The following is a 25,308-nucleotide window of genomic DNA, read 5'->3' as shown; positions in this document are numbered from 1 at the left end:
TAAGGAGGTTTTTCCAAAATGAGAATCGATAAGCTCTTAGCCAATATGGGATATGGCACAAGAAAAGAAGTGAAAACCCTTTTAAAGGGTGGAAACGTACGAATTAATGGCAACCCTGAAAAAAGTCCGAAAACCCACGTAAATCCTAATGAAGATCTGGTTACGGTGATGGGGGAAGAAGTAGAATATAGAGAGTACATTTATTTGATGATGAACAAGCCAGGGGATCTGATTTCTGCGACTGAAGATGCTCATGATCCAACGGTCATTGATATCCTTCAGCCTGAGGACCAGGTTTTTGACCCGTTTCCTGTTGGCAGGTTAGATAAGGATACAGAGGGATTATTGTTAATTACGAATGATGGTCAGCTTAATCATCGTCTAACCTCCCCAAAAAAAGATGTCGGCAAAACTTATTACGCTGTCATCGATGGAAGAGTTACAGATGAAGATGTGAAGAAATTCTCTGAAGGAGTCGTCTTGGATGATGGGTATCATACCAAGCCCGGCAGGCTGGTCATTCTTGAATCCGGCGACGTTTCAGAAATAGAATTGACGATAACAGAAGGGAAGTTCCACCAGGTGAAACGCATGTTTGAAGCGGTAGATAAGAGAGTGACCTACCTTAAACGTGTGATGATGGGAGAGCTTAAGCTCGACAGTGAATTAGACCTTGGGGAGTATAGAGAGCTGACAGATGAAGAAATAAACTACTTGATGGAAATTACAAACTTAGAACAATAGTCAACTATGAATAATAATCAAAAAAACACCCGGAACTTTTTCCGGGTGTCATCTATATCCTCATCTTCTATGATATTTTGACTTTCTTTTCAGTGATTGTCCATTTTCCACGGTTCGGACTTGATACAAGCCCGTTGTATTCCAAAATGCTTAAGTCCCTCTGCATGGTACGGTCTGTAATACCGAACTCGTCTGCTAACTCATTTGTCGATACTGTCCCTCGGTCTCTAATATAGAGGTAAACAGCTTTGATCCGATTGAGCATGCGGGATGATGGATGATTCAAAAAACCACTCCTTAATCGTCATTGTATGGAACTTGTGGTGCATGTGAATCTCTGAAGTTGGTTTCATTCTACAATAATGTGACCGAACGTGCTACAAGAATCGTTTTAATTTACAGATTATTCATCTAATTTACATAATATTTAAAGTTGGGAGGCTAAAGCGATGATGTTACTTCGGAAATTATTCTTAAAAATGGTGAAAATAAACAACACAGTCCTGTTTACTGCCAGCGCTCTTCTCATTCTATCCTCTAGTATTCTAATCGTTGTTGTAGAAAATGATACATTTCCGACTTTTTTTGATGGCTTCTGGTGGGTGATGACAACGGTCACGACTGTCGGTTATGGGGATTACTATCCGGTGACTGTGGCAGGGCGTTCCATCGCGATACTATTATATGTCATAGGTATTGGACTTATTGGTATTGCTATTGGGAAAATTATTGATGGGTTAGCCATTTTTCGAAAAAAAAGATTGGAAGGTGATATTGTGTATAAAGAGAGCGGTCATTTCGTCATTATTGGATGGTCCCAAAAGGCTCATTATGCGGTAAAGGAAATGCTGGAAACAAATAAGGAATGCAATATCGTCATCATCGATCAGTTAAAGGAAGCTCCGTTACTAACGGAAAATATCCATTACATAAAAGGCGAAGCTTCAGACGGAGAAACGTTAGAAAAGGCAAATATCTCTCAAGCAAAAGCAGTCCTCATTTTTGCAGATGAGCGTATGGGGAATGAACAGATGACAGATGGGAAAACACTCTTAATTGCGTCTTCTATTGAAACGGTAGCTCCGAATGTCCATACGATTGCAGAAATCATGGAAGAAAAACACGTGAAAAATTTCAAACATGCTCATATTGATGAGTTCATCGTTTCCAATGAAACGATTTCTTCTCTAGCCGTTCGTTCAGCTTTCAGAAAAGGTGTCTCCGGCATCTATGGTCAATTACTTAAGAGATCCGTTGGCGAAGACTTGTACTTTATTCCTAAGAAACGCAGTTGGAGAACATACCGAGATGCGTTTCAGTCTTTACTTGATGAAGGTGCAACGTTAATCGCAGATCGAAATGACCTAACTATCAATCGCAAATTAGATGAATCTATCCCAGATGGGGCAGAGTTATATGCCGTATGTGACAAGCAGACCTATGAAAAAATTTCAAGTAAAGGAGAATGATTGTGAACTTCGATGCCTTGAGTAAAAGTTACGAAAAGGAATATTTAGAAAAAGCGACCGAGTTGTTGAAAATTCCGAGTGTTTTTGAGGAAGATCGGGAGTATCCCTATGGTAAACCAATTCATGATGCCTTAGAAAGAATGCTGATGATTGGGGAGGACGATGGATTTGTCACTAAAAATGTAGATGGACAAGGCGGCCACATCGAATTTGGGGAAGGTGATGAAATCATAGGAGTTCTTGGTCATTTGGATGTTGTCCCGGCAGGAGCCGGCTGGACCTCTCCACCTTTTGAACCCACCGTAAGAGATGGCAAATTATACGCAAGAGGTGCCCAGGATGATAAAGGCCCTGTCATGGCTGCCTATATCGCTATGAAACTTCTAAAAGAACAAGGATTTAAACCTAAGAAAAAAATACGGTTAATTCTTGGTACAGACGAAGAACGAGACTGGAAAGGAATCGACTATTATTTCCAGAAGGAGACGATGCCTTCTTTAGGTTTCACCCCTGATGCATCCTTTCCGGTCATCCATGCTGAAAAAGGGTTGTTGGACAGCTACATCACCTATCCAGTGCCTTTAAATGATGGAGAAACGAAGGTGCGTGAAGTCCATGGGGGTGACCGGTTAAATATGGTCCCTGATGAAGCAACAGCAAGGATTGATTCAACCCTGAACATAGATCAAGTTTTCAATAAATATATAGCCAAGCACAAGCTTGAGGGGACTGTAGAGGGTAAAGATGGACAGTATGAAGTGAAAGTGAAAGGGAACGCCGTGCATGCAAGCAAACCAGAACAAGGACGGAATGCCATTACCGAGTTATTACGTTTCCTACAAACCCTTCCATTAGATGGTGAGTACCAACAATTTATTCAAAGGACGTATAGCGCTTTTGTGGGTACAGATGGGGAAGGTTTGAACGTAAAGCAAAGAGATGAGGTATCCGGAGCTCTCACTTCAAACCTCGGTTCGATAGCAATGGATGAGCGTACATGTAAGCTTGGTTTCAATCTCAGGTATCCTGTGAGTGCAGATTATAAAGAGATTGATCAGAAACTAAGAGATGTCGCTGAAAGAGAGCAAGGCACGTATGAAGTCTATGACCACCTGGAATCGATTCATCTTGAGAAGGACCATCCGTTTGTAACGACATTACTATCTGTTTATAACAAAGTCACAGGTGAAGAAGCTGAAGCAAAAGCGATGGGAGGAGCGACTTATGCGAGAGCCCTTGAATCAGGAGTCGCTTTTGGAGCCATGTTTGGTGACAGCCCCGACACAGCTCACCAAAAAGACGAACATGTTAGAATTTCAGATATGATCAAAGCTATTGAGATTTACGCCGAAAGTTTGTACGAATTGACAAGATAAAGAAAGAGGAACCCATCATGCCCGAAAACTCCACGGAGAAAACGTACCGGTTCATTCAGCTGTTTTATTTTTTCACTTTTTTTGCGTTCGGTTCGATTTTTCCCCTACTTTCCGTTTTTTTAGAGAAGGAAAAAGGGCTGAGTCATACCCAAATCGGGATCGTCATCGCAGCTCTCCCCCTTGTCACCATCTTTGTACAACCGATTTGGGGAATGCTGAGTGACTTTACTAGAAATCCGAAGCGGCTATTAATGATTGCTTCCATTTTTGCTTCCTTAATGGGAATTTTCTATCCCTTTTTACAGTTGTTCCCCATCCTCCTGCTTGGCATCATTGGTATCGCGTTGTTTCAGTCAGGGATTGTTCCTTTGTCTGACAGCTTATCACTGAATTTTGTACAGCGTAATGGAAAGGAGTATGGCAACATTCGGCTGTGGGGAGCGATCGGGTTTGCTGTCGCTGTTTTCATTTTAGGAAGATTGACAGAAGTGACAGGTTCGATGAACTGGATTTTTTATTCTTTTTCATTAGGACTGCTCCTGGCGTTGATTACGCTTTATGAATTTCCCAAGCGCGCGGATGAAGTGACAGTTTCCTTCAGCGAAGGATTGAAGACATTGATTAAAGAAAAGCCTTTTTTGCTATTTCTTGTATCCAACTTTCTCATCTTCGGTCCTGTCTTAGCGAATAACTATTATTTTGGTACGTTTATTTTAGCTGTGGGGGGAACACTTTCAGGTGTAGGGCTTGCTTTTTTGTTTGCCGCAGGAAGTGAAGCTCCCTTCATGAAGTTCGCCCAATCGGTCATCAACCGTTTTGGGGTTGTATTTATTATTATTTTCAGTGCATCTGTCTCTTGTCTAAGGTGGTTGCTTTATTATTTTGAACCCTCTAGTACAGTGGTTTACGTAACAACGATTGCCCAGGGGGTCTCCGTAGGACTCTACATTCCTGCTGCTCTTATTCTTGTTCGGGAACTAGCTCCCGATAATGTAAGGGCTACGGCTGTAGGATTATATTCAGCTGTAGGGAACGGTCTTGGGAACGCTTGTTTTACTTTCGCCGGGGGAATGGTGATTGATCTTTTTAGTGTTTCTTTTATGTATGGAGTGTTTTCTTTCATGACTTTTATAGGGATTATTATTCTTATCTTCGTTCATAAAATGGTTCAACCTGTTAGAAAGGGTGTTATGGCATGAGTCATTATTTTATTGGCATAGAAGTTGATTCTGAGATTAGTGAAAAATTGATGAGCTGGCAATCCATTTTGAAGGAAACCATGAACTATAAAGATTGGACGGAAAAAGAGGATTTGCATATCACAATTAAGTTTCTTGGGAGTTGTTCCGATGAAAGGATTGAAAGTTATATCCACCGGTTAAAAGATGAAAGTTGGCCTTCTGAGTTTTCTTTAACTGTGGGCCCCGCCGGAGGATTTGGTGATAAAGAGCGACCGAGAGTTTTTCATTCACAAGTGGAAAAGGCACCTCCTTTGTTGGAAATGCAAAAAAAAGTGGAAAGGGTTGGAGAGGAGTGCGGTTTTCAAAAGGAGAACCGTCCCTATCACCCCCACATTACAGTAGCAAAAAAGCAGGCGGAGGGGATTTCTCCATTAATAACGGCTCAGGAAGAGTCGGTTTTCTTTGATACGTACCAGATGGTTGTTAGTGAATTTTCCATTTTCCGAATCCACCCTGGAAGACATCCAAAGTATGAAAAAGTTTCAACAATAAAAGGTGGTCCGAAGGTTTAATATGGCACAACTGATTAAATTAAATGATTATATATCTAGATACGAAACGAATATCTATCAGTACCCAAGCCAATATGTAAAATTGAAAAATGACCATTGGAGTAAAATGAAAAAACGTTTTGAACAGGGGTGGTTTGAAGAGGCGAAGGAAGAAGAATTAGCAAGAGAAGAAGAGGAACAAAAAGGGTTCAGGAAATTTTTTAAAAAGAAAACAAGTGGAGAAGTTGAAGAAACCTGGGGAAGTCAAGTGACAAGTAAAGCTCTTCCTTCCTCAAAGGAAGAATTGAAACAATACTATTTGGATGGTTTAATTCCATTCCAGCTGAAATGGGCGACAACCACGTTAAGAGAAAAGTCGTTTCTTGACCGTTCATATAAAGATAATGCTGATTTGAAATATTTTTTACAACGGTTACCTGATACTTTCCTGCTCATGTTTGAACCTGTTGTGCAAATGAAACAAGCAGAGGTGGAGATTGACCATCTGCTTATTGGTCCATATGGAATTGAAATGGTCTCCATTCTCTCTTCCCCAACTGGACAATGGATTCATCCTACCACGGAAAAAAGTTGGTATATTGAAAAGGAGGGAGTGAAAAGTAAAGTGCTGAATCCGATGCACTCCCTTCGAAGAACAGAAACATTTGTAAGAAGTGTTCTGAAAAAATACCAACTGGACTTTCCGTACAGAAAAGTCGTCATATCTAAAGAAATGCCATTTGCTTCGGGAACCGTTCCTTATCAAACCGACTGGGTGGGTAGCGATCGTTATGACGCATGGCTGCAAGAGAAAAGAGCGGTAAGATCTCCGTTGAAACACAATCAATTAAAGATAGCAGAAGCTATGTTGAAACATTGCAGAACGGTGGCTGTTAAACGTCCGGAATGGGACTTGGAAGAAAGCTTTACGGAAGAATAAGATCTTTTTCAGGGGCAGGCTGAGGCTTTCCGATGAAGTACCCCTGGCCAAAATCAACACCTAATTCCTGAAGCCATGCCCATTCTTCCAGCGTTTCGATCCCTTCAGCTAGAACGTGGATGTTCAATCGTTTTGCTCGTTCCATAACGTCATATAAGAACGCTTGATTGTGCGTATCCGAATGACAATCGCGTATGTATGATCGGTCAATCTTCAAATAATCCGGTCGAAGCAAACGGAGCATTTCCAAGGTGCTGTAACCAGAACCGACATCATCCAATGCCACCTTCATTCCTGATGCCTTATACGTTTCCAAGATGGATTTTAAATGGTCCACATCTTCGATTTTTTCTGTTTCAACGACTTCAAAAACAAGGTCTTCTGGATTAATGTTAAATTCTTTAACGATTTGAAATGTATGCTTTAAGCAGAATTCCGGTACATAAATCGTGGATGGTAAAAAGTTAATGAAAATTTTGTCCCCTGCATTCAGGTGGTTTGATTTTGCCCTCACTGCACTTCTCCGTGCTTTTTGGTCAAGCATGGACTGTAGACCAGAGCGGCTGGCATATGAAAATAATTCACGAGGGGGTACAACTTGCCCTTTTGTCCGTAGTAACGACTCATAGCCGTAGACGCGATTGCTCTTCATATCAACGATCGGTTGTAAATGCGATTGGAAATGACCGGAATGAATCAATTTGGCTAATTCAGGATGCTGTAGTCTTTCATACAAATGTCGAACAGATATCGGAAATGAATGTGAGTTTTCGGTATTGAGAATATGTACCCAATAATCTGGAAGTGAATTACTGAACCCGTCCACCAAAGCAAGTTTCAATTCTTCTTTACTATGATAAGCATAAACCTTAGCTTCAGCACTTTCATACATGAAACGGAGGTTAAGTCCTTTCCCCTCCTGAAGGGTATATTTGGAGTTCATCACTAAAGCCCCTTGCTCCGGGATGTATACGGAAGTACCACAATATTGACAATCTTTACCCAAAAAATCCTCCTCCTTTTTTACTAATAGTATACTAGAATAATAGAAAAATTGTATAATGATATGATTATATAGGTGGGAGGAATGTCTTATGTACATAATGATTGTCAATCCAGCAGCTGGTAATGGCAGTGCCATAAACCTGTTCCATCGCATAAAAAAAGATCCGTTCTATAAGAAAATGAATTGCCGTTCCTTCTTTACCGAAGGACCAGGACATGCGGAAAAACTGGCGCTTCAGGTGACAAAAATCCATCATGAGTCACTCAGGGGACTAATTGTCCTTGGAGGGGATGGAACCCTTCATGAAGTGGTGAACGGAATAAGGCATTATTCTAAGACACCGGTTTGTTTTATTCCAGCGGGTTCTGGGAATGACTTTGCCAGAGGTATATCGTTGAAGAAGCGGGGACTGAAGTTGTTTCAATCGTATATGAAAAACTCACGAAAATCAGAGGTTCTTCTTGCAAACTACAGCCTTAACAACCATCGAAGTTTTGGAAAACGTACGTTTATGAACAGTATCGGTTTCGGACTAGATGGTGTAGTGGTAGCGGCAGCCAATCAGTCAAAATACCGCTCATGGACAAGAAGACTCCACATAACCAAACTTACTTATCCTCTTGCTCTCATTCGATCCATATCAAAGGCCCAACCTATCCAAATTAAGCTTTCTCTTGACGGGAAACAAATGAATATCCATCAAGCCATGATGGTAACCATAACCAATCACCCTTATTATGGTGGTGGGATGAAGATTGCCCCAAAGGCAAAGATCAATAATAAAAGCTTATCCATCCTTGTAGTCAAACCAATTTCTAAAAAGAAGCTGCTGACCATGTTTATCAGCGTATTTTTAGGTCTACATACTAAGATGAAGGAAGTGGAAGAATGGAAAGCATCCTCTGTACATATAACTTCGGGACAACCGCTTCCTTTTCAAGTAGATGGTCAAAGTGGCAGTTGTTTGGAGTGCAGCATCAAGAAAGCGGAATCATCGACAACATTCTACTTGGATTGATAGATATCTCTTGAAAGTTGACAGAGTGATGGGTTAATCTAAAATAAGGTAACTGTTGAATCGGTATCATGAAAATTTTGGCTCATTACCAAAGTACGATATACTAGGACAACAAACAAAGACGTGATTCAATCACAAGAGGATTTGAGGAATTGAAGGTGAAATGGTTGGAACATATTCTTGGTAGTAATTGGACGATAACACCAGCAGGCGGTTCGACAGGAGAAGCCTACTACGCTCAGACCGAAGGAAAACGTTTATTCCTAAAACGTAATTCTTCCCCCTTTTTAGCCGTATTATCTGCTGAAGGTATTGTGCCAAAGCTTGTTTGGACCAAACGGTTGGAGAACGGAGATGTAATTACAGCACAGGAATGGCTGGAAGGGCGCGAACTAAAACCAGAGGAAATGAAGCATAAACGTGTGGCAAGCCTTCTTAGCAAAATCCACCATTCTACAGAACTTCTTGATATGCTCATGAGGCTCGGTAAGCATCCGTTAACACCAGATGAAGTACTAAAAGATATTAAGGATAACCAAAAGATTCTGGATCAAGTCGATCCACGAATCGAAATTCATCAAGCCATCAAGTTTTTAGAAAAACACGCACACCAGGTCCACCATGATGTTCACGTCGTATGTCATTGCGATACAAACCATAACAATTGGTTGTTGTCTTCCAAAGACCAGTTGTACCTTATTGATTGGGATAACGCTATGGTCGCTGATCCAGCACTTGATCTTGGAATGCTATTGTACAATTACATTCCTGAAGATCACTGGAATGTATGGTTAAAAGAATATGGAATCTATCCAGATTCTCATATGTTTGAACGAATGAAGTGGTATTCTGTATCCCAGGCGTTGGCTTTCATACAATGGCACCAAATGAGAGGCGAATACGATGAAGCTTCCATTCGGACAGTAAAGCTGAAAAAAATTATGAAAAAGCACGAAATCATATAAAAAAGTTCCATCTGAGCTAATAATCAGATGGAACTTTTTCATTTCCTCCTTATTAAACTTAATGGCAGGATTCTTGAATACTCAGGTTCGAGATGTTTCGGGGTTCGTTTGCCATGTGCTGAGTTAGGGGTGGCTGGGAAGCTACTCGTCTACCATGGCGGTTCCGCCATTTGAACACTTTCCTGTGGGGGAGTGGCGAGCTTCCTCGGGCTATCGCCCTGCGGGATCTCGCCGATCTCCTTTCTCCCACGGGAGTCTCGCAGCTTCCCAACCACCACATACGATTATGTGAGAAACGAACCCCTATACCAGGAAGGAGCATCTTCCTCAATACTACCAGAGCACTCTATAACAAAAGGTTGTGAGCACGATCCATACGATGGAGATATGTGTTATAGCTACCAATACGAATAGTAAGCTCCTAATTCTGAAAGTGGTTTCGAGACACTTATATGGCAAAGGGGCGGAGGGGAATGGCGAGACTCCTGCGGGAAAAAAGTGCTTGGTGAGACCCCGCAAGGCGTTAGCCTGAGGAGGCTCACCGCGCTCCCGCGGAAAGCGAGTCATTCCCCGCAGCCCCTAAAACCTCTCACAAACATCTCGAAACTGAGTCTTCCACTAAAGGGAGCGATAGTGAAGAGGGAGGGTTTGGTGTAAAGGAAAAAAACCGCTGCTTAGGCAACGGTTTTTTCTGTAGCTGGTGTATATTTAAGTTTCTTTTCTTTAACTTCAGCACTCATCATTTCGGATAACTTTTCAAAAGGGTATATAAATAGTGCATAACCTGCGAATAGGACAGAGAAAACAGCCAATACAGTCAGTTCAATCGTTTTAGAGATCATTTTCATAATTTCGATCATCACTCCTGTTTATTTAATAATGCACGATTCTAATGGTATATCAGTAAGCGCTTACAACCCAACCCCCTAAAACTTTCATAATTCCAGAAGAATCGGTAATAATCATGTTGGTGAATGATTAGCTCATGCATCGTCTTAGATTGACGACTTAGATCTGTTTTTCCTCCTGTACCAAAGAAAACGAGAAAAATTTTTATTTTTAACAGCTTCGTGGTAACATTTTATCGATAAGAAGGAGGAATCCAATACATGCGTTTAAGAAATAAACCATGGGCTGATGACTTTTTGAGGGAGAAGGATGAAGTTGTCGTCCAACAGCCATTTGAAATGAGAGGGAAATGGAAGGAGCTGTTTGATAATCAGGAACAGCCCCTGCATTTAGAAATAGGTTCAGGTAAAGGTCAGTTTATCGCTGGTATGGGGAAACAGCATCAGGATATTAATTTTATCGGCTTGGAATTTGTAAAGAGTGTGATTGTTGGAGCGGTCAAGAAAGTCCTGGCAGCTGAAACGACGAATGTCCGTATGGTCAACGAAAATGCCAAAGACTTAAGGGACTTGTTTGAAGATAATGAAGTGGATCACATTTACTTAAACTTTTCAGATCCCTGGCCGAAGAATAAACATGAAAAACGCCGGTTGACTTTCCATACGTTCTTGGAACAGTATAAAGCCGTGTTGAAGGATAAAGGGCAAGTGACTTTAAAGACAGACAACAAAGGTCTATTTGAGTATTCCCTCGTCAGCTTTTCTAATTTTGGAATGATCCTGGAAGATGTATCTGTCGACTTGCATGCAGATGAAGATCCTTTAAACGTAGAGACAGAATATGAGGAAAAGTTCTCTGCAAAAGGACAGTCGATTTATCGTTGCACGGCACGATTCCCCGAATGATAACGTTTTCATTAGCTCTAGTTCCTATGGTAAACTAGAGCTATCTTTGTTATTGGGAGGAGATTTCCGGTGGAAACCCTGAAAATTGGACGAGCTTCTTTGACATGGTTGGATGGTGGAGTGACCCACATGGATGGAGGGGCCATGTTCGGAGTGGTTCCGAAACCCTTATGGAGCAATAAGTATCCCGTAAATGAAAAAAATCAAATTGAATTGCGAACTGACCCGATCCTTCTAGAAATAGATGGGAAGAAGATGCTTATCGATTCAGGAATAGGAAATGAAAAGATGACGGAGAAACAGAAGCGGAATTTTGGAGTCTGGGAAGAGTCATCCGTTCTTCATTGTTTAGAGAGGTTAAACATTAAGCCTGCTGATATCGACGCATTGCTAATGACTCATTTGCATTTTGATCATGCGTGCGGGATGACACAATGGGAAGGGGAAGGGCTTGTTCCTACTTTTCCTAACGCTACCATTTACACAAGCGAAGTAGAATGGACTGAAATGCGTCATCCGAACATGAGGTCAAAGAATACGTATTGGTCGTCGAATTGGGAAGCTGTAGAAGGAATGGTACATACATTTAAAGATTCCCTGGAAGTGCTGCCTGGTTTGAAGATGATTCATACAAGTGGTCATAGTGATGGGCATTCGATCATTGTCTTTGAAGATGGTGAAGATGTGTTCATTCATATGGCAGACCTCATGCCTACTCATGCTCACCAGAATCCACTGTGGGCCCTTGCTTATGATGATTATCCTGTAACTTCTGTGCATGAAAAACAAAAGTGGATGGATTATGGTTATCAGCGGCGTGCCTGGTATATCTTTTACCATGATGCATTATACAGAGCTTTGAAGTTTGATGAGAGTGGTCAGGTTCTCGACAAGCTAAAGGAAAAAGAACATCACTATGAATAAAAAATACCCTCGAATGCGAGGGTATTTTTGTGTTTAAGCTGTGGTTTCAGCAACGTCAACAATCGTTCCTGTTTCCGTATCGATGTAAAATTCAAATTGAGATGTTTCCCCGTCCTGGTTTTTTGAAATTCCTCCACGGTACACATCGTAATTAATTCCGTTTTTGTTCAATTCTTCCGGCTTCATGTAAATCCATGACCCACTGATCGGTCCTTGCTTTTTAAAAGCTTCTTTAGCAATTTTTAATGCTTTTTCAGGAGTCACTCCTTGGCCATTATTTAATTGCTCTTTTACTACGTAGCCTGCCAATGCTCCTACACCAGCTGCTAGTGCGACTTTTTTCCAGTTCATCAACCAATCACCTCACAACTTATTTCTAATCTTCAGTATACTAAATATTCCCGATAAAAGGAAATCAAAACGTATAATCATGACTCATTTGTAGAAACGTTTTCAAAATTCCGTTAAACTATGGAAAGAAGGAAAAAAAGGAGATGTACATATGAACCAAGAAACGCAAAATCTTTTTAAAACATTGACCGAACTCCCAGGCGCTCCCGGGAATGAACACCTTGTCCGTCAGTTCATGCGGCAGGAACTTGAAAAGTACTCAGATGAGATCATCCAGGATCGTTTGGGTGGCGTTTTTGGATTGAAGAATGGTAAAGGCCCTACAGTCATGGTAGCAGGTCATATGGATGAAGTAGGATTTATGGTTACTCAAATTACGGATAACGGCATGCTTCGTTTCCAAACCCTTGGTGGGTGGTGGAATCAGGTTATGCTTGCCCAGCGGGTACAAGTTATGACAGAGAGAGGACCTGTAGTAGGAGTGATTGGTTCGATTCCTCCTCATAACTTAACACCTGAACAACGGAAGAAGCCTATGGAAATTAAAAATATGCTTATTGATATCGGTGCAGATGATAAAGAAGATGCCAAGGAAATCGGTATAAAACCAGGACAGCCGATTGTGCCGATTTGTCCGTTTACTCCGATGGCTAATGAAAAGAAAGTCCTGGCAAAAGCATGGGATAACCGTTATGGCTGCGGACTTTCCATCGAGCTTTTAAAAGAGCTGCAAGGTGAAAAAGTCCCGAATAAGCTTTACTCAGGGGCTACCGTACAAGAAGAAGTCGGACTACGAGGCGCCCAGGTAGCCGCTAATATGATCAAACCGGACATTTTTTATGCGTTAGATGCCTCCCCAGCGAATGATATGAGCGGAGATAAGAAGGAGTTTGGCCAGTTAGGGAAAGGAGCCCTTCTTAGAATTTTAGATCGTTCGATGGTCACCCATAGAGGAATACGTGAATTTATTCTTGATACTGCAGAAACCCATGATATACCTTATCAGTATTTTGTTTCTCAAGGAGGAACTGATGCAGGAAGAGTCCACATGGCGAATGACGGAGTCCCTTCCGCAGTAGTAGGCGTATGTTCTCGTTACATCCATACATCCTCTTCCATTATCCATGTGGATGACTATGCAGCAGCGAAAGAGCTTCTGGTACAACTCGTTAAAACAACTGATCAAAACACTGTGGACCAAATTAGAAGAAATGTGTAACCCAACTAGAAGTTATTGCCGGCTGATTTCAGCCGGCGTTACTTTATGCTAGAATGAGTGAACAGGTCCCATTCCTCTTGTATGAAGAATTGAATCAAGAGAGATAATGGCAATAAACGGCTAGAGAAGGAGAAAGGTGCTCGCTATGCTGAAAATTTATGTGGGATCCAAAAACCCTACAAAAATTGAATCCGTAAAAAGTGTATTCCCAGATATGGAAATTATCGGAATGGAAGTGGAGTCCAAAGTTGCTGCTCAACCTTTTTCTGATGAAGAGACATTAGAAGGGGCGATCAACCGTGCGAGGGAATGTGCATCTCAAAACAAAGCCCACATTGGTATTGGACTTGAAGGTGGAGTCATGGAAATTGAAGATGACCTATACTTGTGTAATTGGGGCGCATTGGTAGACAACAAAGAGAACGTCTACACCGCAAGTGGTGCTCGCATTCTCCTCCCTGATGAAATTAAAGCAGGGTTGGAAAAGGGAAAAGAGCTTGGAGAAGTCATGGATGAATTCACGGATAAACACGATGTAAGAAAAAATGAAGGCGCCATCGGCATTTTTACGAACGGTGTTATTCACAGGGAAGAAATGTTCACCCACGTTGTAAAATTACTAAAAGGACAGTGGTCCTACGATCAATAAGAAAAGGATGCATCTAAATCAGATGCATCCTTTTCTTATATCATAGTACTTATTGAATATAAGCTCCCGTTTCTTGAAGACTTAGCTTCGAGATGTTTCCGGAGTTCGTTGCCTAGTTGAGCGTAAGGGGTGGCCGGGAAGCAACTCGTCTAGCTCCATCGCCCAGACACTCGCGTCATAAGCAGAACAGCAAAGGAATGAAAAGCACATTCCGTTGCTGTTCTGCTTATGCCAGTCGTGTCTACCAGGGCGATTCCGCATTTGAACACTTTCCTGTGGGGGAGTGGCGAGCTTCCTCGGGCTAATGCCCTGCGGGATCTCTACGATCTCCTTTCTCCCACGGGAGTCTCGCAGCTTCCCAACCACCCCTTTCATTGTAAGGAGAAACGAACCCCTATACCAGGAAGGAGAATCTTCCACCATCACTAGCTATAGTAAGAAAACGCTCTATAAAAAGCAGTTTTGAGAACGATCCATTCGAAGGAGATATGCGTAATAGCCCCCAACGTATAGTAAGAGCCTAATTCTGAAAGTGGTTTGAAGAAACTTATATGGCAAAGGGGCGGAGGGGAATGGCGAGACTCCTGCGGGAAAAAAGTGCTTGGTGAGACCCCACAGGACGCAGTCCGAGGAGGCTCACCGCGCTCCCGCGGAAAGCGAGCTATTCCCCGCAGCCCCATCCACTGAACAAAAGTCTCGAAATCAAGTCTTCCACAATCCTGCCATTATCTTTAATGCTGTTAGAAGTTTATTCGTATAAGTAGGTGAGGACTTCTAGGGCTTGATCTAGAGTCTCGACGGTTACATCGGCTTGGTTGGATAATTCCTTTAGTGGGTGAACGAGAGATTCAGGTCTTACTAAAATTAACGGCTTTCCTGCCTGGATGGCAGCACCTGCATCCATGGCTGTATTCCATTGTTTGTATGACTCACCAAAATAAGCAATGACGGCGTCAGATTTTTGGAGTAAGACACGTGTTCTGAAATTATTTACGCTGGATGCAGCGTCATCGCGATAGACTTTATTTGGCTGCTCCCCTAGAATATTTTCCCCGATATCATCAGACCGTGCATGATCCTCTTGAGGCCCGACAAAATGGATGGACAACTTTTCTTTTTCTGCCTTTTTTCTTATATCATTTCGCCAATCATCATGAATCTGACCTGCTAGATAAATCGTTAATTCCATTGGTTCATCCTCCTTAAATTTCCCTTTCCACTAGTATGTAAGATGGGAAAAAGGAAGTCCAGCAAATCAACTTTAGCTGGACTTCCTTGTGTTTAGGAAGAAAGTCTTTCTTCTTCATATATAGATTCATCTTCTCTAAAAGAGTCAGTATTTGGACGATCTTTGATATCTCTTGTTTCAAATTGTTCTTCCGCATTCTTCAATCCATTGTTAATGAGACCTTTCTGATTTATACCTTCTTGAGTGTCAACCAAATCTTCCCCAAATGCTGGATTTTCATTTATATTGAACTGGCTGACTTCAGCAGATAATTCTTGAGAAAGTCCCTGCAGGTCTGTAGCTGATTGATGGACTTTTTCAATCGATGTTAATTGGTTTTCACTAGAAGCGGCCACTTCCTCTGCGGTAGCTACTGCTTCTTCTGAGATGACACTAATACTGTGCAATCTTTCTTTCACTTCTTCATTTACTTGGTCCACTCCATCAACTGCTTTATTTACTTCCTGAATCTGCTTATTCATCGATTGTACATGGGAGGCGATCCGGTCAAAAGCACTTCTCGTTTGGATGACTGCTTCATCCTGCGAGGATTGGAAATGTTTAAATTTTTCTGCTTCATCAGAAAGAGTCGTCATTTGGGAAGACATGGCTGTGACCATGTCTTGAATGCTTCCAGCTTCCCTTTTTGAGCGTTCGGCTAACTTTCTTACTTCGTCGGCAACTACAGCGAAACCTCTTCCTGCTTCACCAGCTCTTGCTGATTCAATCGCTGCATTTAAGGCTAAAAGATTTGTACTATCCGCAATCCCTTCAATTGTTGTGACTACTTTATTTACTTCATCGGATCTTTTGGAAGCATTCTGTACTTCTATTGTCATATGTGAAGCTAGTTCGATGAAATCTCTAGATGTCTTTTCTAAGTCTGCGACTGTTTGTAAGCCGGCATGGCCTTCTGTTTCTGCTTCTATCAAATTTGATTCTATTTTTCCAGTTGCTACTTTTGTATCCGCAATCGCTGCAGAAACTTGCTGGATGAATTGATGAGTTTCATCAATTTGTTGAGCTTGAGCTTGAGAACCGTCAGCTACTTGACTTATGGCTTCGTTCACTTCTTCTGCTTGATTTGCCGTTTGATCAGATATAGAAGCCAGACTCTCAGATGAAGTATTGAGGACACCTGTGGCTTGAAGTACCTTATGTACGGACTGTTCCATTCTGTCAGCCATATGGTTGAACTGTAGACCTAACTCAGCCATTTCATCTTTGGAAGTCAGATCCACACGATGAGACAAATCGCCTTCACCAATAATTGTGGCACTTTCCTTGAGTCTGTCGATGGATTTTTTTATGGAGCGAATTAAGAAAAAGCCTGTAATCAAAATGAAGAATATAATGGTCCCGCCAATCATAGCGAGTGCTGTGATCAACCATTGCTGACGCTGACTCTGGTCCTCAAGCATGGACGCATTCAATTCATCTGCTGTGGTCTTGACGAGATCCACTTGACTAGAAACATCCTGTGCAATCGTTTCAAAGGAAGATCGGATGGAGTTTGCCTGTGTGAAAGTATTATCCATAGAGTTAATCGTCTGTTCATATTTCAACAGGTTCCGGTTTAAGCTGGAAGATTGTTCGGTACTTAAATCCATTCCCTTTATCATGTCGTTGAAATTTTGAGCGCTGGATTTGAATTCGGACAAATGTTCAGCATTTGGATCGTTAATGTAATTTCTTTCGCTTACCTTCATAGCCAGTAATGAGTTTTTCAATGGATTACTATTTACAGACTCAATCACACCGTTGAATTGTTCGTAAGACGTTTGTATGTGTTGATGTAGCCCTTCATCTTCAGAAAAACCAACTAATTTGTACATATTAACTAATGGACCCAATTCTTCTTCATATTGAACGGCTTTCTTAGTGATATCCATGAATTTCCTTTCAATTTCAGGGAAACTCTTATACAATGTGGCAAAGTTAGTCGATGTCTCTTTTACTGCTTGGATAGCGGCTGCTGTAGACTCCCCTTGTTCAGCACTCGGGTCATGAAAAAACTCTTGTTGCTCAACCAACGTTTTAGACATTAAGTAATTGATTTCTTGACTGTCCGCGAGTGCTTGTTGGATCTCTTTCGTTTGTTGGGCCATCTCTTTTTGTTCTTGAAAGAAATATGTAGAAAAACCAAAGATAGCAAACGTTCCAACAATCGCTACGATTAATAGAAAACGCATCCGACCTCTAATCGACTTCATTCGACTCCTCCTTTTAAATATTCGCAAATTTCTCTATATACTGATTTATTATAGAACTAATGATCTAGTAAAACAATAGGGGGTACTGTGAATAGAGGGGGTCTTTTGGCTTATCTTAATTGTGTGAAAGTGTATTTACACCTGTTAGAAATGGGTGTATTATAGTTTTGGTCATATCAGGAGGTTGAGCTATGCTTACTTTTTTAAATAGAAAAGGAGTCCAATTGTCTTTTCACGCTTATTTTGTCACAGCATTGAGCTATATGGCATTGGGGCTTTTTTCTTCGTTAATTATTGGACTAATTATTAAAACGATTGGCGAACAGACAGATATTATCATTCTTTCTCAATCTTTTATCGAGATGGGTACTTTTGCAATGGATACAAAAATATGGGGCGGAGCAATTGGAGCGGCTATCGCATATGGTTTGAAAGCACCCCCTCTTGTCATTTTTGCAGCTTTATTCAGTGGAGCCTCTGGTGCAGAGCTGGGGGGGCCTGCGGGAAGTTTTATTGCAGCTTTATTAGCGACGGAATTCGGTAAGATCGTTAGTAAAGAAACGAAAATAGATATTATTCTAACTCCTTTTGTTACCATCATTGTGGGCTATGCTGTGGGAGCAGCTATCGGGGCACCGATAGGACGCTTTATGACAGGGGTAGGAAGCATCATTAATTGGGCAACACAACAACAACCGATCATTATGGGAGTTCTTGTGGCTGTGTTAATGGGATTGGCTTTGACAGCTCCTATCTCCAGTCTAGCCATTGCATTAATGCTCAATTTAGATGGAGTAGCAGCTGGAGCTGCTACCGTAGGCTGTGCAGCACAGATGATTGGTTTTGCGACGATTAGCTATAGAGACAACGGGTTTGGCGGAGCTCTGGCGCAAGGCATAGGCACATCTATGCTTCAAATTGCGAACGTGGTGAAGAAGCCTCTGATTATTCTTCCTCCAACGATTGCAGGGGCTGTTTTAGCTCCTATAGCAACCGTATGGTTAAGTGTAGAAAACAATGCTGCCGGTTCAGGAATGGGGACAAGCGGATTTGTCGGTCAAATCATGACCTTTGAGTCCATGGGTTTTTCCTGGGAAATCTTTTGGGTTATTATCATTTTTCACTTTATAGGCCCAGCCCTGATCAGTTTTATCGTTGCGTTTTGGTTCCGTAGAAAAGGGTGGATTCAGCCAGGTGATATGATTATTCAATACGATTGATGGTGTGCTAGAATAACAGTGGAGGTGACCTGGAATGATTACATTAGAATCAGATCAACAAATGAAAGAACTTCAAAATAATGAATCTGTCATTTTCTTATTTTCTGCAGATTGGTGTCCGGATTGCAGAGTAATTGAACCATTCCTTCCAGAGTTGGAGGAAAAGTACTCAGCTTGGAAATTTGTATATGTCGATCGCGATCAATTCATCCACATCTGTGCAGAAAACGATGTATTCGGCATTCCGAGTTTTCTAGCTTTCAAAAACGGTGAAGAAGTCGGCCGTTTTGTCAGTAAGGACCGAAAAACAAAAGAAGAGATTGAAGAATTCATTAACAAAATTGACCAATAAAAAGAAACAGGCCGCGCCAAAGCGCGGCCTGTTTCTTTTTATTATTCTAATTACATCACTATAGCTCCCAATTGTGGAAGACTCAGTTTCGAGATGTTCCCCGGGTTCGTTGCCTGGTTGAGCGTTAGGGGGGGCTGGAAAGCGAGTCATTCCCCGCAGCCCCAACCACTCAACAAACATCTCGAAATCGAGTCTTCAAGAAACCTGCCAATTAGTTGAATAGCGTTGTGCTTTTGTTATGTAGGGTGAAATGTGTATAATAGAAAACGATGTAGTTTGAAGAAACGAAAATAATTAACAAATTCTTTCTTCCCATAATAAAGGAGGAAAAAAGATGAAGATGACAAGTATTAAAATGAAGAAAAAACTTGAAGAACGTCTCGCGAACGACGAATGGAAGACGACATTTAATAGAGATAAAGATACATTCCGTGTCGAGTGGAGCAACTCAGGAAAAGGAATTACGATTACATTGCCTAACGTAATTTCGAAGTACGAAGCACGTGGGGAAGAAGCTATTGATGAGCTCGAAGACCATGTGAAAGAAGCTCTCCGAGTCATGAATGAAGATCACAAGCTGACGGGGAAAGAGCAGCACATTTTCCCTGTTATAAGAGCCGCATCTTTTCCGACAGAAACGGAACAAGGGAAAAAGTTGATTTATGTTGACCATACGGCTGAAACGCGGATCTATTATGCTCTTGATTTAGGCAAATCTTATCAATTGATTGATGAGAAAATGTTAGAAAATGAGGGCTGGTCTTTAGAAAGGATCAAGGAAGTGGCTGGTTTTAATGTGCGTTCTCTTCCAGTTGAAATGAAGAAAGACACCGTATATGGAAATGACTTTTATTTCCATTCAGCGCGGGATGGGTATGATGCAAGTCGCATTCTAAATGAAGCCCTCCTTGAAAAGCTGAAAGCCGAATGTAAAGGCGAGCTTGCAATCAGCATCCCTCACCAGGACGTCATTATATTTGCAGATGTCCAAAATTCAGAAGGATATGATATATTAGCTCAGATGGCAATGAAATTCTTTGCAGAAGGAACGGTTCCCGTTACCTCCTTATCGTTTTTATATGAGGATAAACAGCTCGAACCGATCTTCATTCTGGCTCAAAAGAAACCGAAAAAAGACCGAGAGGAAGAGTAGAACATGGATGTATTTTACAATAAGCAAGGTATTGGCGATGTCCTGATCATTCCAATTAAAGAAGGAGACCGTGATACCTTTAAACAGGAAGCCTACGGAGATGTAGTGAAAATAACGGATAGCAAAGACGGCTCTTTGCTAGGCTACAATATATTCAATGCTTCTAAATATTTCAACATCGATGGACAGGGGAAAATGCGTTTGACCGAAGAGATGCTATCCCCAATTAAAGATCTGTTCACAAAAAATCAGTTGGACGATGTTCTGGACTTCGATTTGAGTCCTAAGTTCGTTGTTGGATATGTGAAGGAAAAAGATGGACATGAGAACGCTGATAAACTGAGTGTTTGTCAAGTAGATGTTGGAGAAGAAACATTGCAGATCGTCTGTGGTGCTCCGAACATCGACCAGGGACAAAAAGTCGTCGTTGCTAAAGTAGGAGCGGTCATGCCTAGCGGTATGAAAATAAAAGATGCAGAGTTGAGAGGCGTTCCTTCATCTGGCATGATTTGTTCCGCTAAAGAATTGAATTTACCGGATGCACCAAAAGAAAAAGGGATTTTAGTTCTTGACGAAGATGCTGTTATCGGGCAGCCTTTTGAAGTTTAATCAGGATAAAGATAAGCAAAGTAGCCCAGCTGCTTTGCTTTTTTGATTCAAAAGTCATTTTTAAAGGGATTGTAAACCAACCAATGCCTCAAACCTGTTAAAATAGGGATAATCCTATAAGTGATTTATAAACTGAAAAGAGAGTGAACGTAATGTGGAAAGACATTAAAAATAAGATGAAAAAATGGTTGGATACAGAAGAGAAAAATGACCAGGAGCCGTTACATAATAAAGAAGAAAGAAATGACGTAAACGCTAAAACAAAAATGACGTACCGCTATCCGAAACAAGGGGAATTTCGTTTTCCTGTCATTCCCGATACACCAGGGAAAGCTCAAGATGAAAATGGAAGTTACCAACGTCCTCGACGTAAGAAAACAGTGGATAAACAGGAACCAGCGGAGGGAATACAGCAAAGGCAGAAACGCCCTAGGAAAGAAAAGGAACCGGAGGAGTTGCCGGAAACGTCATCCATTCCTTTCACACCGACCGATGTTCCATCGCCTATTTATGGCTACCAAGCAAGACAACTGACAAAAGGCTTGGAAAGGTTGGAGTATGCCGTAGAAGAACAACAAGCACAGCCAGAATTCTTTACCGATTCCAATGATGAAAAGCAGTGGCAGGAATTACGGAAGCGGATGAGAGCACGTGTCGATGAAGAAAACTCCAGGCCAGAACCCAGTTCTAAACGACCTAAGATTCTTGACCGGGAAGAGGCAGCCACTACAGAATTCACCTTTTCTGAGGAAACAAAGGAAAAGCAGAAAAGTGAGGACCGAAATGACTTTAGACCAAAGATATCAAAAGGGTATACGGGGCTTACTTTCGCCGAAGATGAGGAGAATCAACAAGTTGATGATAATCCAAATGGATCTTCACTTGAGGAAGAAGCAAATGACGATCAAACGGTCAAAAACAACCTCACTTTAGAAACAGGAAAAGAGGAAGAACACAAAGAGGTTGAAAGAGAAGAAGTTAGACAAGAAAACCTCTCAGAATCCTTACAAGAAGCTATTCAAAGAGGAGAAGAATCCTTAGACATGAAAGAGGCTAACGACCTTGAAGAAGGTGAGGACTCCACTTCTGAAGTTTCTACTAGTCATAAAGAAACGAATGGCAATCAGGAAAATTCCGTTTTAGAGAATGAATTCACACATAGAGAACAGTATGGATTTGATAATGACAATGAAGATATGAAGAAAGATCAAGAAGAATCTGATACAAGTACAGAAGGTGTAAAGGGGATTTTCGGTGGTGAGGACCATGAACCTTCTGAGACTTTAGATTCTTATGAACAAACGGACGAACATGATCCACTAGCTAGTCATCAAGAAGAATCTCTCTCATCTCATAGGGAAGAGAAGACTCTTGAAAAAGAAAGCGATGAACAACCGAAATCCAAAGGTTCTGAAGAGGGTGGCTTAATCTCATCTGAAACTTCCGAGGAAAAAACGCCAATGTATCAACAAGCAGAAGTGGAAAAACCTAAGAGGGAAGAACAAGAGCCATTAATAAATCAAACAGAAAACAAAAGGGATTCAAATAACAGTCAACCTGTAAAGACTAACGAAGGTCGAAAACGTAGTGTGCCTTTTAATGTCCTTATGACGCCAAGGGACAAAAGAAATCGAGATCAGGATAAAAAACAAAACAGACAACAGGAGAAGTCTGAACCACAAAAAGGTGAATCCGTAACCATCGATGAGAAAAAAGAAAGCAGGAGAACAGAGTATCATACACCACTTCACTTGCTTGAAGATCCGGTTCGTCCTACGTCTCTAGATGATAGTTGGATTACAGAACAGATGGAGCTCCTTGAAACGACACTCAGACACTTCCATGTGCGTGCTAAAGTTGTAAATGCAATGAAAGGCCCAACCGTCACAAGATTTGAAGTGCAGCCGGAGCCAGGGGTTAAGGTTAGTAAAATTACAAACTTGTCCGATGATATCAAACTTAGTATGGCTGCCAGAGATATTAGAATTGAGGCACCAATTCCAGGGAAACAAGCGGTGGGAATCGAAATTCCAAATAAGCAATCCATGATGGTCGGTTTGCAGGAAATTTTTGAGTCGGACGCTTTCCAAAAGGACGATTCTCCTTTGAGTGTCGGTTTAGGCTTGGATATCGGTGGAGATTCCATCGTTACGAACCTTAAGAAAATGCCTCATGGATTAATTGCTGGCGCTACGGGCTCAGGAAAGAGTGTGTGTATCAATACCATCTTGATCAGCCTCTTATATAAAGCCCACCATGAAGATGTGAAATTTTTGCTCATCGATCCAAAAATGGTTGAACTTGCACCTTATAATGATCTTCCACACCTTGTGTCCCCAGTAATTACAGACGTTAAAGCGGCTACAACCGCATTGAAGTGGGCTGTCAAAGAAATGGAAGACCGTTATGAGAAGTTTGTAGAAGAAGGCGTGCGTGACGTTGAACGATACAATGAAAAAATGAAGAAGCAGCAGAGAGATTCTGAAAAGCTTCCTTACCTAGTTATTGTCATTGATGAACTGGCTGACCTAATGATGGTGTCCCCACAAGATGTCGAAGATGCTATTTGCCGCATTGCACAAAAAGCAAGAGCATGTGGTATCCACTTGCTGTTAGCAACCCAGCGTCCATCTGTTGATGTCATTACCGGGTTGATCAAAGCGAACATACCGACAAGAATTGCTTTTAGTGTTTCATCCCAAGTGGATTCGAGAACAATCATTGATTCAGGCGGGGCTGAAAAACTCCTTGGCAGGGGGGACATGCTGTTTGTTGAGAATGGTTCAGGGCAGCCGGTTCGGATCCAGGGAGCTTTCGTCTCTGATGATGAGATTGAAAGGGTAACCCATTATGTTAAGAAGATTGCTCCGCCTCAATACCTCTTCCACCAAGAAGAGTTGATGAAGCAGGTTTCAACGGAAGAAGAAACCGATGTTTTATTTGACGAAGCGGTAGATTTTGTAGTCGAGCAGAACGGTGCGAGTGCTTCCCTCATTCAACGCCGGTTCAAAGTAGGGTATAATCGTGCGGCCAGATTAATTGACCAAATGGAAGCGTATGGGATTATATCCGAACAAAAAGGTAGCAAGCCGCGAGACATTTTATTAACGAGGCAGCAAATTGAAGAAATGATGGAGTGAATCCATCATTTCGGCAAAAACCTTGTGCAAAACTTCTCAATTTTATATGATTAACAATGAATGAAAATGAGAGTGATCATGACCTCTATGTTTAAGGAGTTAAGCCATGAAGGAAATAGCACTGAAGTTGAATGGCGAAATCAGCCGATTAACAAATAAGACGTTTAAGTTTGATGAACGTGTAGAGGAAGGCTGGTTTTCTGCTGTTTACTTTTTAAAGACAAGAGATATTGTAGAAAATCATTTACCTGATAATAAAGTAACGATGCAATTCTTTCAAAAGGATCATGCAGTATTATGTGGAACCGATGAAGTCATTGCATTAATTCATACGTTCGCCGAGCACCCGGAAGAGCTTGAAATTCATTCTCTGAAAGACGGAGATAAGATCAGTCCTTATGAAACGGTACTTACAGTGACAGGACCTTATCAGTATTTTGGGTTCTTAGAAGGGATCATTGACGGGATATTGGCGAGAAGAACTTCTGTCGCCACCAATGTGTATAATGTCGTCAAAGCAGCTCGTTCATCCGGGAAGCAAAAGCCAATCATTTTTATGGGTGATCGTGATGATCACTTCACGCAGCAATCGGGAGACGGGTATTCTGCCTTCATCGGTGGCTCTACTGCTCAAGCGACGCATGCGATGAATGAATGGTGGGGGAAGGAAGGCATGGGAACTATGCCTCATGCCCTTATCCAGATGTTTAAAGGAGACGTTGTAGCCGCTACGAAAGCTTACCATCAACAATTTCCAAATGACCAGCTGATGGCTCTAGTGGATTACAACAATGATGTCATTACAGATTCTCTGAAGGTCGCTCGGGAATTTGGCGATGTATTAAAAGGTGTCCGTCTGGATACTTCGCGTAACTTAGTGGACAAATACTTCTTAAGAAATCAGCATCTGATGGGTACTTTTGACCCTAGGGGAGTGAATCCTGAGTTGATTTTCGCCCTTAGACGTGCCCTGGATCAAGAAGGGTACAAGCATGTGAAAATTGTTGTCAGCGGAGGATTTACGAAAGAAAGAATCCGGGCATTTGAAGAAAAGAAAGTACCTGTAGATATGTATGGCGTCGGCGGGAGTTTGTTGAAAATCGGAATAGGTTTTACTGGGGACAATGTATTAATTGATGGTGAACCAGAAGCGAAAGAAGGTAGAAGGTACAAGCATAATCCACGCCTGGAATATGTTGAATATACTGGAGCAGAGGAATGATCGCTTGAGAAAGGCACGGACGAC

The 25,308-nt window shown here is 41.6% G+C and carries 24 protein-coding genes; 18 read left to right on the top strand and 6 right to left on the bottom strand.

The annotated features are described in order from the left end of the window. The first annotated feature begins 18 nt into the window (after positions 1-18). Positions 19-744 carry a pseudouridine synthase gene (locus tag ACXACN_RS10000; protein ID WP_474964163.1) on the top strand — a complete coding sequence of 242 codons (726 nt, stop codon included), beginning with the start codon at positions 19-21 and terminating at the stop codon, positions 742-744. Positions 745-811: 67 nt separating this feature from the next. On the opposite strand, the gene ACXACN_RS09995 is transcribed toward ACXACN_RS10000, so the two are convergent. Continuing rightward, positions 812-1,030, bottom strand: a complete 219-nt coding sequence (locus tag ACXACN_RS09995) for a DeoR family transcriptional regulator (RefSeq protein ID WP_474964161.1) — start codon at positions 1,028-1,030, stop codon at positions 812-814. Positions 1,031-1,193: 163 nt separating this feature from the next. Between ACXACN_RS09995 and ACXACN_RS09990 the strand changes: the two genes are divergently transcribed. From ACXACN_RS09990 to ACXACN_RS09970, 5 genes are read left to right on the top strand one after another with little or no spacing between them, the layout of a single operon-like run. Continuing rightward, positions 1,194-2,213: a potassium channel family protein gene (locus tag ACXACN_RS09990; protein ID WP_474964159.1), complete on the top strand. Its 1,020-nt coding sequence runs from the start codon at positions 1,194-1,196 to the stop codon at positions 2,211-2,213. A 2-nt stretch (positions 2,214-2,215) separates the two neighbouring features. Beyond that, positions 2,216-3,589 carry a dipeptidase PepV gene (gene pepV, locus ACXACN_RS09985; protein WP_474964158.1) on the top strand — a complete coding sequence of 458 codons (1,374 nt, stop codon included), beginning with the start codon at positions 2,216-2,218 and terminating at the stop codon, positions 3,587-3,589. Positions 3,590-3,606: 17 nt separating this feature from the next. Then, positions 3,607-4,788: an MFS transporter gene (locus ACXACN_RS09980; protein WP_474964156.1), complete on the top strand. Its 1,182-nt coding sequence runs from the start codon at positions 3,607-3,609 to the stop codon at positions 4,786-4,788. Further along, positions 4,785-5,342, top strand: coding sequence for an RNA 2',3'-cyclic phosphodiesterase (gene thpR, locus ACXACN_RS09975; protein ID WP_474964154.1), 558 nt, complete (start codon positions 4,785-4,787; stop codon positions 5,340-5,342). Before ACXACN_RS09980 ends, thpR begins: the two co-directional genes overlap by 4 nt. 1 nt (position 5,343) lies before the next feature. Then, the gene (locus ACXACN_RS09970) at positions 5,344-6,261 is read left to right on the top strand and encodes a nuclease-related domain-containing protein (RefSeq protein WP_474964152.1); all 918 of its coding nucleotides are present in this window, start codon (positions 5,344-5,346) and stop codon (positions 6,259-6,261) included. Here ACXACN_RS09970 and ACXACN_RS09965 read toward each other — a convergent pair. After that, positions 6,248-7,267 (bottom strand): EAL domain-containing protein, encoded by a 1,020-nt coding sequence (locus ACXACN_RS09965; RefSeq protein ID WP_474964151.1) that lies wholly within the window; start codon positions 7,265-7,267, stop codon positions 6,248-6,250. The genes ACXACN_RS09970 and ACXACN_RS09965 overlap by 14 nt on opposite strands. 88 nt (positions 7,268-7,355) lie before the next feature. On the opposite strand from ACXACN_RS09965, the gene ACXACN_RS09960 reads away from it, so the two are divergent. Continuing rightward, positions 7,356-8,285, top strand: a complete 930-nt coding sequence (locus tag ACXACN_RS09960) for a diacylglycerol/lipid kinase family protein (protein WP_474964149.1) — start codon at positions 7,356-7,358, stop codon at positions 8,283-8,285. A 158-nt stretch (positions 8,286-8,443) separates the two neighbouring features. Next, a complete protein-coding gene (locus ACXACN_RS09955) occupies positions 8,444-9,250 on the top strand; it encodes a phosphotransferase (RefSeq protein ID WP_474966846.1) in 807 nt (268 codons plus the stop codon). Positions 9,251-9,924: 674 nt separating this feature from the next. Here ACXACN_RS09955 and ACXACN_RS09950 read toward each other — a convergent pair. Further along, the gene (locus tag ACXACN_RS09950) at positions 9,925-10,098 is read right to left on the bottom strand and encodes a hypothetical protein (protein ID WP_474964147.1); all 174 of its coding nucleotides are present in this window, start codon (positions 10,096-10,098) and stop codon (positions 9,925-9,927) included. Between the two features lie 261 nt (positions 10,099-10,359). On the opposite strand from ACXACN_RS09950, the gene trmB reads away from it, so the two are divergent. Beyond that, entirely contained in the window at positions 10,360-11,004 is a 645-nt protein-coding gene (gene trmB / locus ACXACN_RS09945) for a tRNA (guanosine(46)-N7)-methyltransferase TrmB (protein ID WP_474964145.1), read from the top strand. A 69-nt stretch (positions 11,005-11,073) separates the two neighbouring features. Beyond that, on the top strand, positions 11,074-11,928 hold the full coding sequence (locus ACXACN_RS09940) for a YtnP family quorum-quenching lactonase (RefSeq protein WP_474964143.1): 855 nt from the start codon (positions 11,074-11,076) through the stop codon (positions 11,926-11,928). Positions 11,929-11,961: 33 nt separating this feature from the next. On the opposite strand, the gene ACXACN_RS09935 is transcribed toward ACXACN_RS09940, so the two are convergent. Further along, a complete protein-coding gene (locus ACXACN_RS09935; RefSeq protein WP_394218044.1) occupies positions 11,962-12,279 on the bottom strand; it encodes a PepSY domain-containing protein in 318 nt (105 codons plus the stop codon). A 151-nt stretch (positions 12,280-12,430) separates the two neighbouring features. Here ACXACN_RS09935 and ACXACN_RS09930 point away from each other — a divergent pair, with 151 nt between their 5' ends. Next, complete coding sequence (locus ACXACN_RS09930; protein WP_474964142.1) at positions 12,431-13,498, top strand: M42 family metallopeptidase; 1,068 nt, start codon at positions 12,431-12,433, stop codon at positions 13,496-13,498. Between the two features lie 148 nt (positions 13,499-13,646). After that, positions 13,647-14,147: a DUF84 family protein gene (locus tag ACXACN_RS09925; protein ID WP_474966845.1), complete on the top strand. Its 501-nt coding sequence runs from the start codon at positions 13,647-13,649 to the stop codon at positions 14,145-14,147. A gap of 748 nt (positions 14,148-14,895) precedes the next feature. On the opposite strand, the gene ACXACN_RS09920 is transcribed toward ACXACN_RS09925, so the two are convergent. Beyond that, positions 14,896-15,336 carry a YtoQ family protein gene (locus tag ACXACN_RS09920; RefSeq protein WP_474964140.1) on the bottom strand — a complete coding sequence of 147 codons (441 nt, stop codon included), beginning with the start codon at positions 15,334-15,336 and terminating at the stop codon, positions 14,896-14,898. 92 nt (positions 15,337-15,428) lie between these two features. Further along, positions 15,429-17,588 carry a methyl-accepting chemotaxis protein gene (locus ACXACN_RS09915; protein ID WP_474964138.1) on the bottom strand — a complete coding sequence of 720 codons (2,160 nt, stop codon included), beginning with the start codon at positions 17,586-17,588 and terminating at the stop codon, positions 15,429-15,431. 191 nt (positions 17,589-17,779) lie between these two features. On the opposite strand from ACXACN_RS09915, the gene ACXACN_RS09910 reads away from it, so the two are divergent. The 6 genes from ACXACN_RS09910 (at position 17,780) to ACXACN_RS09885 (ending at position 25,284) form a co-directional block, all read left to right on the top strand. Beyond that, positions 17,780-18,808 carry a PTS sugar transporter subunit IIC gene (locus tag ACXACN_RS09910; RefSeq protein WP_474964136.1) on the top strand — a complete coding sequence of 343 codons (1,029 nt, stop codon included), beginning with the start codon at positions 17,780-17,782 and terminating at the stop codon, positions 18,806-18,808. A gap of 34 nt (positions 18,809-18,842) precedes the next feature. Next, on the top strand, positions 18,843-19,160 hold the full coding sequence (locus tag ACXACN_RS09905) for a thioredoxin family protein (protein WP_474964134.1): 318 nt from the start codon (positions 18,843-18,845) through the stop codon (positions 19,158-19,160). A 334-nt stretch (positions 19,161-19,494) separates the two neighbouring features. After that, positions 19,495-20,313, top strand: coding sequence for a DUF1444 domain-containing protein (locus ACXACN_RS09900; RefSeq protein ID WP_474964132.1), 819 nt, complete (start codon positions 19,495-19,497; stop codon positions 20,311-20,313). A 3-nt stretch (positions 20,314-20,316) separates the two neighbouring features. Next, positions 20,317-20,922 carry a YtpR family tRNA-binding protein gene (gene ytpR, locus ACXACN_RS09895; RefSeq protein ID WP_474964131.1) on the top strand — a complete coding sequence of 202 codons (606 nt, stop codon included), beginning with the start codon at positions 20,317-20,319 and terminating at the stop codon, positions 20,920-20,922. Positions 20,923-21,074: 152 nt separating this feature from the next. Next, complete coding sequence (locus tag ACXACN_RS09890; protein WP_474964129.1) at positions 21,075-24,062, top strand: DNA translocase FtsK; 2,988 nt, start codon at positions 21,075-21,077, stop codon at positions 24,060-24,062. Between the two features lie 106 nt (positions 24,063-24,168). After that, entirely contained in the window at positions 24,169-25,284 is a 1,116-nt protein-coding gene (locus tag ACXACN_RS09885) for a nicotinate phosphoribosyltransferase (protein WP_474964128.1), read from the top strand. Positions 25,285-25,308: the final 24 nt, after the last annotated feature.

Source organism: Halobacillus sp. AWM4_238 (genome assembly GCF_056158265.1).
This window is presented reverse-complemented; position numbering and strand designations above follow the sequence as displayed.